The organism is Tenacibaculum mesophilum (genome assembly GCF_003867075.1).
Lineage (GTDB): Bacteria > Bacteroidota > Bacteroidia > Flavobacteriales > Flavobacteriaceae > Polaribacter > Polaribacter mesophilus.
In genome coordinates this window covers 2,156,498-2,172,481 of the sequence record NZ_CP032544.1, presented here as the reverse complement: position 1 = coordinate 2,172,481, position 15,984 = coordinate 2,156,498, and the positions used below count along the sequence as shown (strand labels likewise).

Sequence of the window (15,984 nt, the reverse complement as noted above, 5' to 3'; positions counted from 1 at the left end):
TAGCAAAAGCAAATAATTGTTTTTATGCCTATTTACGAGGTGAATATAGATGAGTTTTCTAATTATAATTATAGATTAATTGGAATTCATACAACTCTAAGTGAGTATAAATTAGCGTATTTACTAAATAAATTTTTACAAATTAAATTTAATAGAGCAACTTATGATTTAGATTTTGTTACAAAAGGAAATCAATCATCTTATGCAATATATGAGTATACTAATACGAAATTATATCAAGATTGGTTTTTAATAGCAAATGTATATAAGTCAACTCTTGAAGCAGAATCAATAAGTCTTTTTAATCAAAGTGATTCAATTACACGTTTGATACCAGAAAAGAAGAAGGTTGACTTTTTCTTAAAACTAGAAGGAGATTTTGATCATAACTCAATTGTAAAGATTATAGACATAATAAAAAAAATCCCTCAAATAATAACCTCTTATGAAATAGAGGTAGATTCATTAAAATCGAAAGATTTTTTAATTTTTTAATATATGCCACACAACAAGAAAACAAAAATTGTAGCAACATTAGGACCAGCAACAAATACAAAAGAAATTTTGGCCAATATGGCAGCAGCTGGTGTAAATGTTTTTAGAATTAATTTTTCACATGCCGATTATGAAGTAGTAAAAGAACGCATACGTCAAATACGTGAAATAAATGATGAAAGAGGTTATAACGTAGCAATATTAGCAGATTTACAAGGGCCAAAGCTTAGAGTTGGTGTAATGCAAGAGGGAGTAGAATTAAAAGCAGGTGATACGTTTACTTTTACCACCGAAAAATGTGAAGGAACACAAGAGAAAGCTTTTATGACCTATCAGCATTTTCCTAAAGATGTAAAAGTAGGAGAGAAGATTTTAGTTGATGATGGTAAACTGATGTTTGAAGTAACAGCAACAAATAAAGAAAATGAAGTTGTTACCAAAGTAATAGTAGGAGGAGCATTAAAATCTAAAAAAGGAGTTAATCTTCCAAACACTAAAATTTCTTTACCAGCTTTAACAGAAAAGGATAAAAAAGATGTAGTTTTCGCATTAGAGCAAGAAGTAGATTGGATAGCTCTTTCATTTGTACGAACACCTGAAGACTTACGTATTTTGCGTGATATCATTAAACAGAAATCACGTTATAGAGTTCCTGTAATAGCAAAAATAGAAAAACCTGAAGCTGTTGAAAATATAGATGCTTTAATCCCGTATTGCGACGGTTTAATGGTAGCGCGTGGTGATTTAGGAGTTGAAGTACCAATGCAAGATGTACCATTAATTCAAAAAATGTTAGTCCGTAGAGCTAAGCAAGCAAGAATTCCGGTAATTATTGCTACTCAAATGATGGAAACCATGATTGAAAACTCTGTACCAACAAGAGCAGAGGTAAATGATGTAGCAAACTCTATTATGGATGGTGCAGATGCTGTAATGCTTTCAGGGGAAACTTCAGTAGGAAAACACCCAATAAGAGTTATTCAAAAAATGACAGAAATTATTGGAAGTGTAGAATTTTCAGATTTAATAAAAGTTCCGCAAGAGCCACCTCACATCCGTACCAAAAGATTTATAACTAAATCTGTATGCCATCATGCAGCTCTTATGGCAGATGATATTAATGCGGCAGCAATATCGACTTTAACTAATAGTGGATATACTGCTTTTCAAATTTCTGCTTGGAGACCAAAATCACACGTATTAGCGTTTTCATCTGAGAAAAGAATCTTAGGAAAGTTAAACCTTCTGTGGGGGGTTAGAGCCTATTTTTACGATAGAGAACTAAGTACCGATGATACTATTGAAGATATTAACGAAATAGCTAAAGAAAAAGGCTATGTAAAAACAGGAGATTTTATGATAAACTTATCATCAATGCCTGTAAAAGCAAAAGGTATGGTAAACACATTACGTGTTTCTCATATTGACTAAATAAAGGCAATAAAATTATACAAAAGCTCAACTTTTAAGTTGAGCTTTTGTATATTCTATAATTTAAGTTTTCGAGTACAAATAATAGCATCGTTAACCACAAAAGGCATTGGCATCATTATTTCACTTCTAGGTCGTATAGTAAACTTAGGATGCGATAATAAATCATTAGATATTTCATTAATTACAATATCAGGTTGGGTATTTTTATCAATTGTAAAAGAAATAGTCAAATCCTTATCAGTATTTGCCATTTGATAAATTAATAGCGTTCCTTTATCGGCCGTAAAGGCTTTTCCTTTATCGTACAAAGTTCCGTTAACAGTAAAATTAGTTAACTCTATTTGGGTATTTGTGTACAACTCATATTTATCAATGTTTCGCGTAGGTGTAATTGTGAATGAAACATTTCGTTGACTATTAATAATGGTATCTTGATGAATCTTGATGTTAGAAATACGAATGTTTTTATTTTCTGCTTTTTGGTAATAATTAAAAGAAGTGTTGTATTTACTTTTTCCAGCCATTAAATCGGCACCACCTTGTTTAGATTCATCGTTAAAATATTGTTTCGTATACCCATCTAATGTTTTATTATGACTTGCCCAATACGAGGAGTTAGAGTCAGAATTTTGAATAAAAACTAAGCTATTAGGCTTTTTCTTTTCTATTGAAAAACCGCTATTAAATGTTGCATAACCAAAGAATAATAACGCAAGAAAACCAGTTAATGTTTGCCATCCGTTTTTAGTTTTTTCCTGATAAAAAACAGGAAGCATCAATCCGAAAAGAAACACTAAAAGTATGGCAGAAATAAATAATGTTTTTAAACCTAACGCTACAGGAAATAACTGAACCATAGGAGCAATCATATATATACTAGGAATAGATATAATTGCAAATAACGCAGCTCTAGATGCTTTGTTAATATTCATGAAAAGTAAGATTACTAAAATGAATAAAGAAGCGAAAACAGGAATAATAAAGAAACCAGCCCCTGGTAAATTCATGTAAATTATAACATTTATAACTAATCCAAAAGTTATGGGAGCGATTAGTAAATCGATGGCTTTGGCTTCTTTTAGCTTATTATATACTTTAAAAAGAATCCAAAGATTTAAAAGAACAAAAGCAATAATGTATTGATATCCGTTATAGGTAAAACCATGCAGCATATCGGTATATTGTGGATGGATAATCAACAATAATTGCCACAGTCCGTATGAAATAGCGATGCACAATACTAAAGATAGTATATAAGGAATAAAACCTTTTAAAAGACCTATTACAGTCATCTTCTTCTTGTATATACCTACCACAACCAGCACTATAAATAACAAAAAGGCAATGATTAGCATTGGCAGCACCCAAGAAAACGGGTACGTTAGTAACTTAGTAAAAGGAAAGTTTACATAAATGTAATCAGTGTCACTGTTTAAGTTCGTTAAATCAGCATTTGCAAAATAGTTTAACGAAGTGGTAAAATAATCTGCTTGATGTAAGAGTGTTTCTCTATTTAATCTTTCGTAGGAATCTTGTTCGGTGTGATAGTCAAAATGATCATCAATAAAAGCAAAATTAAACCCGTTAATATTCCCTTTTTCTCTAAAAACAGTTAAATCGGTATCGTTAGGAAGCTTTTTATATACATCATACATTAAAGAGTTGGCAGCTGGATAATTTGGATTTGCATTTAAAAATTCAGTTAATAACGTTTTGTTTTTCCCATTAGTTTCCATCAACATATAACTAGAACCACCGCTACCACGAGCTTCAAAATTTAGCACTAACCCAACATCTTTTGCCCAAGGATGATTTTCAACAAAAGCTTGTGCTCCTAAAAGTCCTAATTCTTCAGCATCCGAAAAAAGTATAATAATATCGTTTTTAGGCGTCTTATTTGCGGCTAGGTAAGCTCTTATACCTTCTAAAATAGTTACGACACCAGAGCCAGCGTCACTTGCACCTAAAGAGGAGTGTGGATTAGAGTCGTAATGAGTTAAAAGTAATAAAGCTTTGCCGTTCTCAGTTCCTTTAATTTTAGCAATAATATTTTCTGTAGTAGTTGCTGCCCTCCATTTTTTATTAATAGCAGTTTGATATTGAATTTCAGGCTCTAAATTCAGTTTTTGTAACTCTTGAACTAGATAATTTTGTACATTTTTGTGTTCTTCAGAACCTGTATGATGCGGTTTTTGAGAGATGTTTTTTAAATGATACAGTGCATTATCTATTGAAAACTCAGTAGCACTAATTTCTTTTTTTGAAGAAGTTGCACTTGGAAGTATAGTGTAAAAACTCCAGTAAACGGTTAAAATAATAATGAGAACTGCCAGGTAATTTCTTGATGATTTCATAGTAGGACTTTAGTATTTATAAAAGTAAGTAATTTATTTTTTAAGAAGAAAAAACATAATCAATTAAAAATCAGTATATTTAATAGCAAATTTTAAGATTATGGCAATTAAAAGTTTTCAAGGAAAGAGATCGAGTACACCACAAGAAGAGAAGGTGCCAATGCTAGTATCAGATTATATGAGCACAAAGTTAATTACATTTAAAGAAGAACAACCTATTGAAGATGCGATAGATATACTTATTAAGCATAAAATATCGGGAGGACCTGTTGTTAATGAAAAAAATGAATTGGTAGGAATTATTTCAGAAGGTGATTGTATAAAACAAATATCAGAAAGCAGGTATCACAACTCACCAACAGGTAAGAACAATACCGTTGGAAAAGCCATGGTGAAAGAAGTTGAAACGATTGATGGTAATATGAATATTTTAGATGCTGCCAATAAATTTTTACAATCACGTAGAAGACGTTTCCCTATTGTTCAAAATGGTAAGCTAGCAGGACAAATCAGTCAAAAAGATGTACTTATTGCAGCCATGAAATTAAAAGGGAATACGTGGAAGTAATTAATCTTGTTTTACCAATAAATAAATTTCATTATCCAACTCTAAATATCCTTGGTCGTATACATAAAAATAGGTGTTTCCTGTTTTTGTAGTATAAAGGGATGTAATAAATTTAAAGTCAAAACCTCTATCAAATAATTTACGACGGGTTACTTTTGTTTTACCAGAAGTATTTAATTCGGAAAGAATTTTATAGTTTTTTCGTAAGCGGTTGTTGGTGTTTCGTATTAGGTTCTTACTTTCTTTATTAACTTTATTATTAAAGGCGTTTCGGCAGTAATCGGAACAGAATTTTTTATCAATTCTTCCAATTACTTTCTCACCACACTCTAAACATTTTTTATTTTCCATAATCTGATTTTTTAAGTTCGTACCAGTTAACATCTACACCCTTATAACCAAACTGGTTTATAAACTGTAATCCTATTTTTTGTAGAATTTTGTTAGAACCAATATTTTCTACATCAGCTGCACCATAAATAATATCATAATTCATTTGTTTAAAACCGAAGTCTAAACAAGCAAAAGCAGATTCGGAAGCATAACCTTTACCCCAAAAACGCGGAATAAAACGATAACCAATATCAATAAAATTAGTAAAACCATTTAATGCTTCTTTTTCTCCCGTGTTGAGTTTTAATCCAGACCATCCTATGAATTCTCCTGATGCTTTTTCAAAAGCCGCAAACCTACCAATACCCCTTTCTTTATATTGTTCTTCAAAAAAGGTTATAATGTCTTCAGCTTGTTTGTAAGTTGTTATAGGATTCTTTCCTAAATATTTATGCACTTCAGGATTAGAATCTAACTCAAAAACCCCTTCTGTTTCACTTTCTCTAAATTCTCTTAAAATTAAACGTTCGGTTTCTAAATAAAATTTCATGCTAAATGTTTGTTTTCAAAGGTATAAAATATAATTAAACGATTACATTCAATTACAAACGAAAACAAATGTTTACTAATCGTTTTTAATTTGCATGCTGTATCATCTTTGCAGAGTCAATTCGTTTGAATGGCAAATTCTTAACTGTTTAACATTAAAAAAATATTATGAACGCACTAAAAAACAGAGTACAGTTAATAGGTAATTTAGGAAACACTCCAGAAATCATCACTTTAGATTCTGGAAAGAAACTAGCAAAATTTGCTATTGCAACTAATGAGACTTATAAAAATGCACAAGGAGAAAAGATAACCGATACCCAATGGCATAATATTGTTGCTTGGAATAAAACAGCAGAAATAATAGAAAAATACCTAGAAAAAGGAAAAGAAGTAATGATTGAAGGTAGATTGACTTCTCGCTCTTTTGAAGATAAAGAAGGTAATAAACGTTATATAACAGAAGTAGTTTGTAATGAATTATTAATGTTAGGGAGCAAGTAAAACGACTAAAACACTGATAATCAATATCAAAAAAAATAAAGATAAATGTAGCTATTTTTTTTAAAAAAATACTTAATAATATTTTTAAAACATGTAATTTTGCCGGCCGTTCCCCCGATGATATCTAATTCGTAAGAATACTCTTAATCCTTATTATTTTAATAATATATAATTATTTATATGAGAAAGTATTTTTTAGTGATTTTTTTGTTGTCATCTTTAAGTTTTTATGCTCAAAAAGAAGTGTGTGAATCTCCAGATGATTCTTTTATGGATGTAAATAGTATAACAAAGTGTACTATAGAACCTGTAAAAAACTCAAAGAAAAAGGCAGATAGACAAATTAAAGTTAAAATATCAGCAAGCAAAAGATATCTTAAAAAAAGAGTCCTTAAAAAAAAGGCACAAGCTATAAATTCAGTTAGTACTTTAAATGTTAACGAGGTTTCAACTACACAACCTGTAGATATTGAAAATAAAAACCTAACATCAGGGTATGAAAATAATTTAACAAGAATAACAGAAATGTTATCTAAAGAAGAGTTATCAAAAGCAACTAAACTTTATTATACAGAAAAAATACCTTCTTTTGATAAATGTAAAAATACCAAGAAAAAAGAGAGACTTGATTGTTTTAATTTAGAGATGGTTAATCACATTAATAAACATTTTCGCTATCCAGGAGAAGCTGTAAGAAACCAAATTCAAGGAGAAGTTTGGATTCGTTTCGTTATAGATAGAGATGGTTATGTAACAAATATTAAAACTTTAGGCCCTGACGGAGGAGAAATTCTTAATGAAGAAGCAAAACGAGTGGTATCTATGCTACCTCGCTTCGAACCAGGGAAAAATAATGGAAAACGTGTACCTGTAAAATATGGTTTTCCAATAAACTTTTCATTAGAAGAATAAAAATCAATTAAATTTAAAATGTTAAAAAAACAATTAGTAATGATTGTTTTTACCTTGGCTATGCTATCAAGTTATGCTCAGGTAAAAATATCAGGTTCTGTGTATGATGAATATTTAGAACCGTTTTACAATGCAAAAATTTCAAATGGAGAAACATTTGTTGTTTCAGATGAAGAAGGAAATTTCTCAATCCTTTTACCGAGCAATACGTTACCTCAAACAATAACAATTTCTGCTTTTGGGTTTAATACAGAAGAGGTTTCAATTGTTTCTTTCGAGAAAAAAATAAATGTTGTTTTAAAAGAAAACTTGTTATTAGACCAAGTCGTTATATCAGCTTCTAGAACACCAGAAAAAATTATTGAATCTCCTGTTACCATAGAAAGATTAGGGTTAACCGATATTAAAAAGAGTAGCTCAAATTCATTTTATGATGCCTTGGTAAACTTAAAAGGTGTTGATGCTAGAGAAGTTAGTTATGGATACAAATCTATAAATACTAGAGGATTTGCTGATTTTAATAATTCAAGGTTTGTTCAGTTAGTAGATGGTATGGATACAGCAGCACCAGCTTTAAATACTAGTGCTGGTAATTTATCTGGTGTATCAGAACTAGACATTTTAAGTGTAGAGATACTACCAGGAGCATCTTCAGCATTATATGGTGCCAATGCTTATAATGGTATTATGATAATGGATACCAAAAACCCTTTTAATCATACAGGAATAAGTGTTTTAGCAAAAGGAGGAATGACCAGTCAAGAAGCAGCAGGAAACAGTCCTTTTTATGATGTAAGTACTCGAATGGCCTATAAGTTTAGTGATGCTTTCGCTGCAAAAGTAAACTTCTCTTATTTTGAAGCAGAAGAATGGCATGCTACCGACAATAGAAACAAAAGAATTGATACCAACGAAATTATTAATGGAAGTTTTGATGCTCCTTTAAGCTTAGATTATGATGGTATAAATATGTATGGAGATGAAGATTTTGCTGATTTAGCTAGCTCAACTCCTGTGCTTGTATATTTAGGGTATTTAGATGCTTCATCACTAGATGAAGATTCTACATTAAACTTCCCTGTAGGAACACATATTAGTAGAAAAGGGTATTCAGAAAGAGAATTAGTTAAAGATTACAAATCTAAAAACTTAAAATTTTCAACCTCTTTACATTATAGACCCTTTAAAGATGAATCATTAGAAATTCAATTAGCTACAAGAATAGCAATGGGAGATAATATGTTTCAAGGAGCTGCTTCAAGGTTTGCGCAACGTAACTATTATATTGGACAATCTAAATTAGAAATAAAAGGAGATAATTTCTTTGTAAGAGGTTATTATACACGTAATGACGCTGGTGATACTTACGATTTAACAAGAACAGCTCAAAGACTAAATTCTTTAGCTGATGCTAAGATTCCTGTTTTATCTGGTACAACTTACAGACCAAGCTGGGGAGATTATTATGCAATACAGTATATGGATTTAGTTAATAATAACTCATCTTTAATAGGAGCTTCAGGTAATCCTTTTAATGTAAGTGATGTTGATTCAAGAGTTATAGCAATGTCTAGAGAATTTGCAGATCAATATAGGTTAAACCCAGGTACTGCTGAATTTACCAATGGGTTTAATTCAATTACATCAACCTTAATAACTGAAGGAGGTAGTAAAATTTACGATAAAAGTGCTTATGCGCATGTAGATGCAAACTACAACTTTAGAAGCTTACTTAATGATTGGGCAGATGTTCAAGTAGGAGGTTCTTATAGAAACTATAATCCAGAATCAAAAGGAACAATATTTAATGATGCTAACGAAGAAATTAGTATTGAAGAATATGGTTTTTATACTCAACTTCAAAAGAAATTTTTAAATGACAGATTAAAGTTTACAGGTTCTATCCGTTACGATAAATCTGAGAATTTTTCTCCAAACTATTCTCCAAGATTAGCGCTTAATTATGCTTTAGGAGAAGAAAAACTACATATAATTAGGGCATCTTATCAAACAGGTTTTAGAAACCCAACAATTCAAGAACAATATATGTTTTTGCCTTCTGCAAGAAAAACTACTATAGGTTCTACAGCAGATAACCTAAGAAGAATAGGCATCCCTACTGTTAGTAGATATGAAGATCCTACTACGGGTAATACTGTAACAGAAAATTCTATTACGACAGGAGATGATATAATTAATAATGCTTTATTAACAAGGTCTGTATATGATTTAGATTTTATTAACGATAAAGGACAAAATATTAAATCTGATTATAAAGAGATACAACCAGAAGAGGTAAAAACATTTGAATTAGGTTATAGAAGCCTTTTAAACATTAATGATACTAATTTAGATATAGATTTTAACGCTTTTTATAGTATCCATAATGACTTTGTATTCTTTCAAGATGTAGTAGTGCCTAATATTGGAAATGTTATAGCAACAGGACAATTAGACCCTTTAGCTGCTGAAGCAGTTAGAACGGGAAGTGTAACAGAGTTTAACTTAATAACCAATGCTAAATCTAAGATAAACTCTTATGGTGTGGGTATAGGGCTTAACACAAAGCTATTTAGAAACTTTAATATAGGTGCAAATTATAACTTCACAGATTTTGAAATGAAGGAAGATTTAGATTTTGGATCTTTTGAACCTAACTTTAACACACCAAAACATAGTGTTAAAATCCAGTTTGGTAATGAAAAGCTTTTCAAAAATTTTGGATTTAACATCAATGCACGATGGAGAGATAAATACAGATGGGTGTCTACTTTTGTAAAGGGAGATGTAAAAGCAAGAACTGTTTTAGATGCACAATTAAATTATCGTGTACCTAGTTTAAAATCGAAGTTTAAAATAGGTGGAACAAATTTATTTGGAGAAGAATATCAACATGCTCCTGGTTTAGGAAACATAGGTAGTTTGTATTATCTTTCTTGGATTATTAATAACTAAAATAATAGTATTTTGCATACAAAAAACGAGCTAATTTAATTAGCTCGTTTTTTTTAGTTAAAAACTCATACTTAATTGAATACGTTTTCTTGTAATATCTACCTCCAATACCTTAACTTGAACGTGTTGATGTAAACTTACATGTTCGTTAACATCTTTTACAAAAGAATCAGAAAGGTTAGAAACATGTACCAAACCACTTTCTTTAATACCTATATCAACAAAGCAACCAAAATTTGTAATGTTATTTACAATTCCGGGTAGTACCATGCCTGTTTGTACATCATCTATTGTTTTAATATGTTCGTTAAAACTAAAAGCTTTGGCTTTTTCACGAGGGTCTAATCCTGGTTTTTCTAACTCTTTTACAATATCTTGTAGCGTAGGTAACCCGTAAGAATCGGTTACATATTGCTGGAGCTTAATTTGTTTTAAAACAGAAGAATTACCAATCAAATCATCTACTTTTTTACCAACGTCTTTGGCTATTTGTTTTACTAAAGCATAGCGCTCTGGATGTACAGCAGAATCATCTAGTGGATTATCGCTGTTTTTAATTCGTAGGAACCCAGCAGATTGCTCAAATGCTTTTCCTCCCAAACGAGGGACTTTCTTTATTGTTGTTCTATTGGAAAAAGCTCCATTTTCATTTCTGTAATTCACTATATTTTCAGCCAATTTAGGACCAATACCAGAAACATAACTTAACAGAGAAGCACTAGCAGTGTTAATGTTAACACCTACTTTGTTTACACAATGTTCTACTACAGTGTCTAATGATTTTTTTAGTTGTGTTTGGTCTACATCATGTTGATATTGCCCAACCCCAATCGATTTTGCTTCTATCTTTACCAGTTCAGCTAAAGGGTCAGCTAATCTACGACCGATTGAAACAGCTCCACGAACAGTTACATCATAATTAGGGAACTCATCTCGTGCAATTTTAGAAGCCGAATAAATAGAAGCACCAGCTTCACTTACAACAAATACTTCTACGGGATTTTTAAAATATACACTTTTTACCAATCGTTCAGTTTCTCTTGAAGCGGTTCCGTTACCTATAGCAATAGCTTCTATTTTATAAGCATTAGCTAAAGAGCTAAGTTTATTTATTGCTTCTTTTGATTGATGTTGAGGTGCGTGTGGAAAAATAGTTTCGTTATGTAATAAATCTCCTTGAGCACTTAAACAAACCACTTTACACCCTGTTCTAAATCCTGGATCAATAGCTAAAATTCGTTTTTCACCAAGAGGAGAGCCTAATAGTAATTGTTGAAGGTTTTTAGCAAATACCTTAATGGCACTTTCATCTGCCTTTTCTTTAGCTATAGACAAAGCTTCATTTGATAATGCAGGAAAAAGCAAACGCTTATAAGCATCAGCAATAGCTAATTCAATTTGTTCAGCACATTCGTTATGCGAACGAATAATTCTGTCTTCTATTTTTTGAATAGCTCGTTCATCATCAATACTAATTTTTACACGAATAAAACCTTCTTTTTCGGCGCGCAAAATAGCTAACAATCTATGTGAAGGAATGCGATTTAGATTTTCTTCCCAGTCAAAATAATCTTTAAATTTTTGGGTAGCATCCTCGTCTTTTTTAGTTTTGATAACCTTGGTAGCAATGGTTGCAAAACGCTCTAATTGGTAACGAATGTTATTACGGACATCCGTTCGTTCGTTAATCCATTCAGAAATAATATGACGGGCACCTTCTAAAGCATCGTCTATTTGTTCTACTTCGTTCGAAAGGTATTTTGAAGCAGTAAATTCCAAATCGTTTACTCGCTGACTCATAATCATCTTCGCCAACGGTTCTAACCCGTTTTTACGAGCTGTTTCTGCTTTGGTTTTTCGTTTCTTTTTATAAGGAAGGTATAAATCTTCTAGTGTAGTTAAGTCTTCTGTCTTTTCAATTTTTGCTTTTAACTCATCGGTTAAAACTTCTTGCTCTTCTAAAGCTTTTAAAATGGCTGCTTTACGTTTCTCTATTGCTTCAAACTGTTCTTTAAGTTGTACAATTTGACCTATTTCAACTTCATCTAAATTACCTGTTTTTTCTTTTCGGTAACGGGATATAAAAGGAATGGTACAATCTTCATTTAATAATTCAATCGTATTTTGAATTGATTTTTGTGAGATTTGCGTACGAGAGGTTATATAGGAGATAAGTTGCATTGAAAATTATTTTAAATAAAAAACCTCGCATGAATAGCGAGGTTTCAAATATAGTAAAAGGTTAATTTATCTTGTGAATTTTCTTAAGTGATATGTTTTGTCGCTAGGGGTATAATCACTTCTAATATAAAAATCTTTATATTTAAAAATAGTGTAGGCAATATCGCTTTTTCTAGGGGTACTTTTTATTTTATCAAAAATATTCCTAGGTATTTTGGTGTCTTTAATGTGCTCAAAACCTGTGTCAAATAAACATTCAATTTGAGTTGATTTTGTATTGGTGAAAGAATTATATGCAAACATGGTAGGGTTAAAGAAAAGGTTCACATTTACACTTCCTAGGCTAGCTATTGGTCCACCTATTCCTCCAAAACCTGCCATCATCATTGGAGCAGCAGACCTTTGTTCAACATACCCCCCTAAAGTAAACAAGTAACTGTTTTTATTTTTAATGACTGAAATACCAATTTTACCAGTAGTTATTTTACGTAAAAATTTCTTAGTTTTTTCTAGCTCTCTATAACCGTTATAAAAGCCTCCTTTTTGAATGATTGGAGAGTTTTTAAAGAGTATTTCCTCATCTTTACTAGCAGCATATTCTTTTATAAAATTCCCAGTTGCTAAGTCTAAGATGTACATTGATAAAACATCCTTCGTAGCTGCTACTACTGCTATTTTATTGTCAAAAATAAAAGAATTGGTTTTTTTTCTTCCTGATTTAATATTAGAAAGAGGTTTGTTGAAAGTTGCTGTTGAAACTTTATAGTTTGTTAAGTTTACAGTAAATAATTGAGTTATATTTTTATTATTATCAAAAGAAATAATAAGGTTATTATCTTTTAAATACATTTTGGCAGTCTCAGAAACTGATTCAATCGAGTTAGGTGTATTTTCTTCAAACTTTTTGATAGGTGAGTAGTTAAAAGGTAATAACAGATCTACAACTCTTACTTTTTTATTCTTTTCGTTAAGAAGTCTTAGCTCAGAAATGTCTAGTGGAATGTATTGTAAGTTACCATCTTCATTAATATAGTTTAGATATACATTGCCATTTATTTTGTTTCCAGAAATGATATAAAACTTATTTTTTAATGATATTGTTTGGATAAAAGTTTGTCCAGAAGGAAGTAAAAACTCTTTTACTGTGTTTTTTTTATTATTAAAAGAAAAACTTACTGCAGCAAATTGTGTGTTACTTTTATTGGTTAAAAATATTTTATATTCATTATTGTAAATACTGCTTCCCAAAAGTATTTTATACTTCCTTTTCTTAGTTTCAGATGAAAGTTGACCGGTTAATTTAAAATCGTCATTAAATTTATATGCGTAGACATTTTTAGCATCAGCAATTAAAATAGCCAAGTCATTATTTTCAGTATTTACAACAGGAATTACATCTTTAATGTCTGTTGAGTTTTCTTTTAAAAAGTTTTTAAAACTAGCAATTTCTGTTTGAGCAAATAAAGAATTACACATAAATCCTATTAAAAACAGGATGTTGATACAATTTTTTTTCATTTTTAGTTATTAAGAGGTATAAAAAACCTCGCATTTAAGCGAGGTTGCGAATATAATAAAAGCTGTTTTTGTTTAGGCTATAAACTCTCCGTTATTCACCTTTTCAGAAGGTTGAACAAAAGCTAATTTACCATCAGGAGTATCTGTCATTAAAATCATTCCTTGACTTTCTACACCACGTAATTTTCTAGGAGCTAAATTACACAATACAGATACTTGCTGACCAACGATATCTTCTGGTTTAAAGCTTTCTGCAATACCAGAAACAATCGTACGTGTATCAATACCAACATCGACGGTAAGCTTTAGTAGCTTTTTTGTTTTAGCTACTTTTTCAGCAGCAACAATAGTCCCTATTCGAATATCCATTTTTGTAAAATCATCAAATTGGATAGTTTCTTTTTGAGGCTCAACTACTTTGTTAGCAGCTTCATTTGCTTTCTTGGTAGCTTCTAACTTGTCTAACTGTGTTTGAATTGTAGTATCTTCAATCTTAGAAAATAATAATTCAGCTTTTCCTTCTTGTATTTTATGTTCCGCAGGTAATAATACTTCTTTTTCAGAAATTTCATTCCAAGTTAAACTACCATCTATATTTAAGATTTGTTTTAATTTAGAAGAAGTAAAAGGTAAGAAAGGTTCGCTTAAAACAGATAAGGCTGTTGAGATTTGTAAGGCTACATACATTATAGTTTTTACACGTTCTTCATCTTTTTTAATTAATATCCAAGGTTCTTCATCAGCTAAATACTTGTTACCTAATCGAGCTAAATTCATCATTTCTTGAGATGCTTCTCTAAAACGATAACGTTCTATAGATTTAGCAATTATATCAGGGAACTGTTTTAATTGTTCTAAGGTATCTTTATCAACTTCTGATAAATCACCAGCTGCAGGAATTACTCCGTTGTAGTATTTGTTTGTTAATACTACCACACGATTGATGAAATTTCCAAAAATAGCAACTAACTCGTTATTGTTTTTTGCTTGAAAATCTTTCCAAGTAAAATCATTATCTTTATTTTCAGGAGCGTTAGCTGTTAAGGTATAACGTAATACATCTTGTTGGTCAGGAAATTCTTCTAAGTACTCATGTAACCAAACTGCCCAATTTTTAGAAGTTGATAGCTTATTTCCTTCCAAGTTTAAAAACTCGTTTGCTGGTACATTTTCAGGTAAAATGAAATCTCCATGTGCCTTTAACATTGCAGGGAAAATAATACAGTGAAATACAATATTATCTTTACCAATAAAGTGGACTAATTTAGTATCATCTTTTTTCCAATAATCTTCCCAGTTTTTACCTTCTCGTTCTGCCCATTCTTTAGTAGAAGAGATATAACCAATAGGAGCATCGAACCATACATATAATACTTTTCCATCAGCACCTTCCACAGGAACAGGAATCCCCCAGTCCAAATCACGGGTTACCGCACGAGGACGTAAACCGTCATCAATCCAAGATTTACATTGTCCTAATACATTTGGTTTCCAGTCATTTTTATGACTTTCTAAAATCCACTCACGTAAAAAAGCTTCGTGTTTATCTAATGGTAAAAACCAGTGCTTAGTTTCTTTTAAGGTAGGAACATTTCCAGTAATAGCTGATTTAGGATTGATTAAATCAGTAGCATTATGACTTGTACCACATTTTTCACATTGGTCTCCATAACTTTCTTCGTTTCCACATTTAGGGCACGTACCAATTACAAAACGATCTGCTAAAAACTGATTAGCCTCTTCGTCATATAGTTGTTGAGTAACTTCTTCAACAAATTCACCATCATTGTATAATTTGATAAAGAAATCTGATGCTGTTTTATGATGAATTTCAGCCGAGGTACGCGAGTAATTATCAAAAGAAATACCGAAATCTTCAAACGATTTTTTAATGATTCCGTTGTACTTATCAATAATAGCTTGTGGAGTAACACCTTCTTTTTTAGCACGCATTGGTATCGCAACTCCGTGTTCATCAGAACCACAAATATAGGCTACGTCTTTTCCTTTTTGACGCAGATAACGCGCATAAATATCTCCAGGAACATACACTCCTGCCAAATGACCAATATGGATTGGTCCATTTGTATAAGGTAATGCTGCTGTAATTGTATATCTTTTTGGTGTACTCATGTTTTTCTACTAAAATTAAAGCGCAAAAGTACGAAAAAGCAATTTTTT

At 31.1% G+C, this 15,984-nt stretch carries 12 protein-coding genes; 6 read left to right on the top strand and 6 right to left on the bottom strand.

The genetic code is table 11. The features are described 5' to 3' along the window. The first annotated feature begins 24 nt into the window (after positions 1 to 24). Together D6200_RS09760 and pyk are read left to right on the top strand one after the other, a co-directional pair. The gene (locus D6200_RS09760; protein WP_073182487.1) at positions 25 to 495 is read left to right on the top strand and encodes an IPExxxVDY family protein; all 471 of its coding nucleotides are present in this window, start codon (positions 25 to 27) and stop codon (positions 493 to 495) included. Positions 496 to 498: 3 nt separating this feature from the next. Then, the gene (gene pyk / locus D6200_RS09755) at positions 499 to 1,926 is read left to right on the top strand and encodes a pyruvate kinase (protein WP_047788249.1); all 1,428 of its coding nucleotides are present in this window, start codon (positions 499 to 501) and stop codon (positions 1,924 to 1,926) included. A 56-nt stretch (positions 1,927 to 1,982) separates the two neighbouring features. Here the strand turns inward: pyk and D6200_RS09750 are convergent, their stop codons facing one another. Next, positions 1,983 to 4,283: a M20/M25/M40 family metallo-hydrolase gene (locus tag D6200_RS09750; RefSeq protein WP_073182488.1), complete on the bottom strand. Its 2,301-nt coding sequence runs from the start codon at positions 4,281 to 4,283 to the stop codon at positions 1,983 to 1,985. A 100-nt stretch (positions 4,284 to 4,383) separates the two neighbouring features. Here D6200_RS09750 and D6200_RS09745 point away from each other — a divergent pair, with 100 nt between their 5' ends. After that, positions 4,384 to 4,851 carry a CBS domain-containing protein gene (locus tag D6200_RS09745; protein ID WP_073182489.1) on the top strand — a complete coding sequence of 156 codons (468 nt, stop codon included), beginning with the start codon at positions 4,384 to 4,386 and terminating at the stop codon, positions 4,849 to 4,851. On the opposite strand, the gene D6200_RS09740 is transcribed toward D6200_RS09745, so the two are convergent. Next, positions 4,852 to 5,202 (bottom strand): hypothetical protein, encoded by a 351-nt coding sequence (locus D6200_RS09740; protein WP_073182750.1) that lies wholly within the window; start codon positions 5,200 to 5,202, stop codon positions 4,852 to 4,854. It abuts the gene before it with no gap. Continuing rightward, a complete protein-coding gene (locus D6200_RS09735) occupies positions 5,192 to 5,734 on the bottom strand; it encodes a GNAT family N-acetyltransferase (protein WP_073182490.1) in 543 nt (180 codons plus the stop codon). Before D6200_RS09735 ends, D6200_RS09740 begins: the two co-directional genes overlap by 11 nt. Before the next feature lie 167 nt (positions 5,735 to 5,901). On the opposite strand from D6200_RS09735, the gene D6200_RS09730 reads away from it, so the two are divergent. From D6200_RS09730 to D6200_RS09720, 3 genes are all read left to right on the top strand, one after another. Further along, entirely contained in the window at positions 5,902 to 6,237 is a 336-nt protein-coding gene (locus D6200_RS09730; RefSeq protein WP_073182491.1) for a single-stranded DNA-binding protein, read from the top strand. Positions 6,238 to 6,417: 180 nt separating this feature from the next. Further along, positions 6,418 to 7,149, top strand: coding sequence for an energy transducer TonB (locus D6200_RS09725; protein WP_073182492.1), 732 nt, complete (start codon positions 6,418 to 6,420; stop codon positions 7,147 to 7,149). 18 nt (positions 7,150 to 7,167) lie between these two features. Continuing rightward, complete coding sequence (locus tag D6200_RS09720) at positions 7,168 to 10,104, top strand: TonB-dependent receptor plug domain-containing protein (protein WP_083574787.1); 2,937 nt, start codon at positions 7,168 to 7,170, stop codon at positions 10,102 to 10,104. Positions 10,105 to 10,161: 57 nt separating this feature from the next. On the opposite strand, the gene D6200_RS09715 is transcribed toward D6200_RS09720, so the two are convergent. The 3 genes from D6200_RS09715 to metG all read right to left on the bottom strand — a co-directional run bounded on the left by D6200_RS09715 (position 10,162) and on the right by metG (position 15,936). Next, on the bottom strand, positions 10,162 to 12,285 hold the full coding sequence (locus D6200_RS09715) for a Tex family protein (protein ID WP_073182493.1): 2,124 nt from the start codon (positions 12,283 to 12,285) through the stop codon (positions 10,162 to 10,164). A 66-nt stretch (positions 12,286 to 12,351) separates the two neighbouring features. Beyond that, a complete protein-coding gene (locus D6200_RS09710) occupies positions 12,352 to 13,803 on the bottom strand; it encodes a hypothetical protein (protein ID WP_073182494.1) in 1,452 nt (483 codons plus the stop codon). 72 nt (positions 13,804 to 13,875) lie between these two features. Beyond that, entirely contained in the window at positions 13,876 to 15,936 is a 2,061-nt protein-coding gene (metG, locus tag D6200_RS09705; protein WP_073182495.1) for a methionine--tRNA ligase, read from the bottom strand. Positions 15,937 to 15,984: the final 48 nt, after the last annotated feature.

Excerpts from the sequence above, each read along its gene's own strand:
- D6200_RS09760 (WP_073182487.1), top strand. The coding sequence starts at position 25 with ATGCCTATTTACGAGGTGAATATAGATGAGTTTTCTAATTATAATTAT.
- pyk (WP_047788249.1), top strand. The coding sequence starts at position 499 with ATGCCACACAACAAGAAAACAAAAATTGTAGCAACATTAGGACCAGCA.
- D6200_RS09750 (WP_073182488.1), bottom strand. The coding sequence starts at position 4,283 with ATGAAATCATCAAGAAATTACCTGGCAGTTCTCATTATTATTTTAACC.
- D6200_RS09745 (WP_073182489.1), top strand. The coding sequence starts at position 4,384 with ATGGCAATTAAAAGTTTTCAAGGAAAGAGATCGAGTACACCACAAGAA.
- D6200_RS09740 (WP_073182750.1), bottom strand. The coding sequence starts at position 5,202 with ATGGAAAATAAAAAATGTTTAGAGTGTGGTGAGAAAGTAATTGGAAGA.
- D6200_RS09735 (WP_073182490.1), bottom strand. The coding sequence starts at position 5,734 with ATGAAATTTTATTTAGAAACCGAACGTTTAATTTTAAGAGAATTTAGA.
- D6200_RS09730 (WP_073182491.1), top strand. The coding sequence starts at position 5,902 with ATGAACGCACTAAAAAACAGAGTACAGTTAATAGGTAATTTAGGAAAC.
- D6200_RS09725 (WP_073182492.1), top strand. The coding sequence starts at position 6,418 with ATGAGAAAGTATTTTTTAGTGATTTTTTTGTTGTCATCTTTAAGTTTT.
- D6200_RS09720 (WP_083574787.1), top strand. The coding sequence starts at position 7,168 with ATGTTAAAAAAACAATTAGTAATGATTGTTTTTACCTTGGCTATGCTA.
- D6200_RS09715 (WP_073182493.1), bottom strand. The coding sequence starts at position 12,285 with ATGCAACTTATCTCCTATATAACCTCTCGTACGCAAATCTCACAAAAA.
- D6200_RS09710 (WP_073182494.1), bottom strand. The coding sequence starts at position 13,803 with ATGAAAAAAAATTGTATCAACATCCTGTTTTTAATAGGATTTATGTGT.
- metG (WP_073182495.1), bottom strand. The coding sequence starts at position 15,936 with ATGAGTACACCAAAAAGATATACAATTACAGCAGCATTACCTTATACA.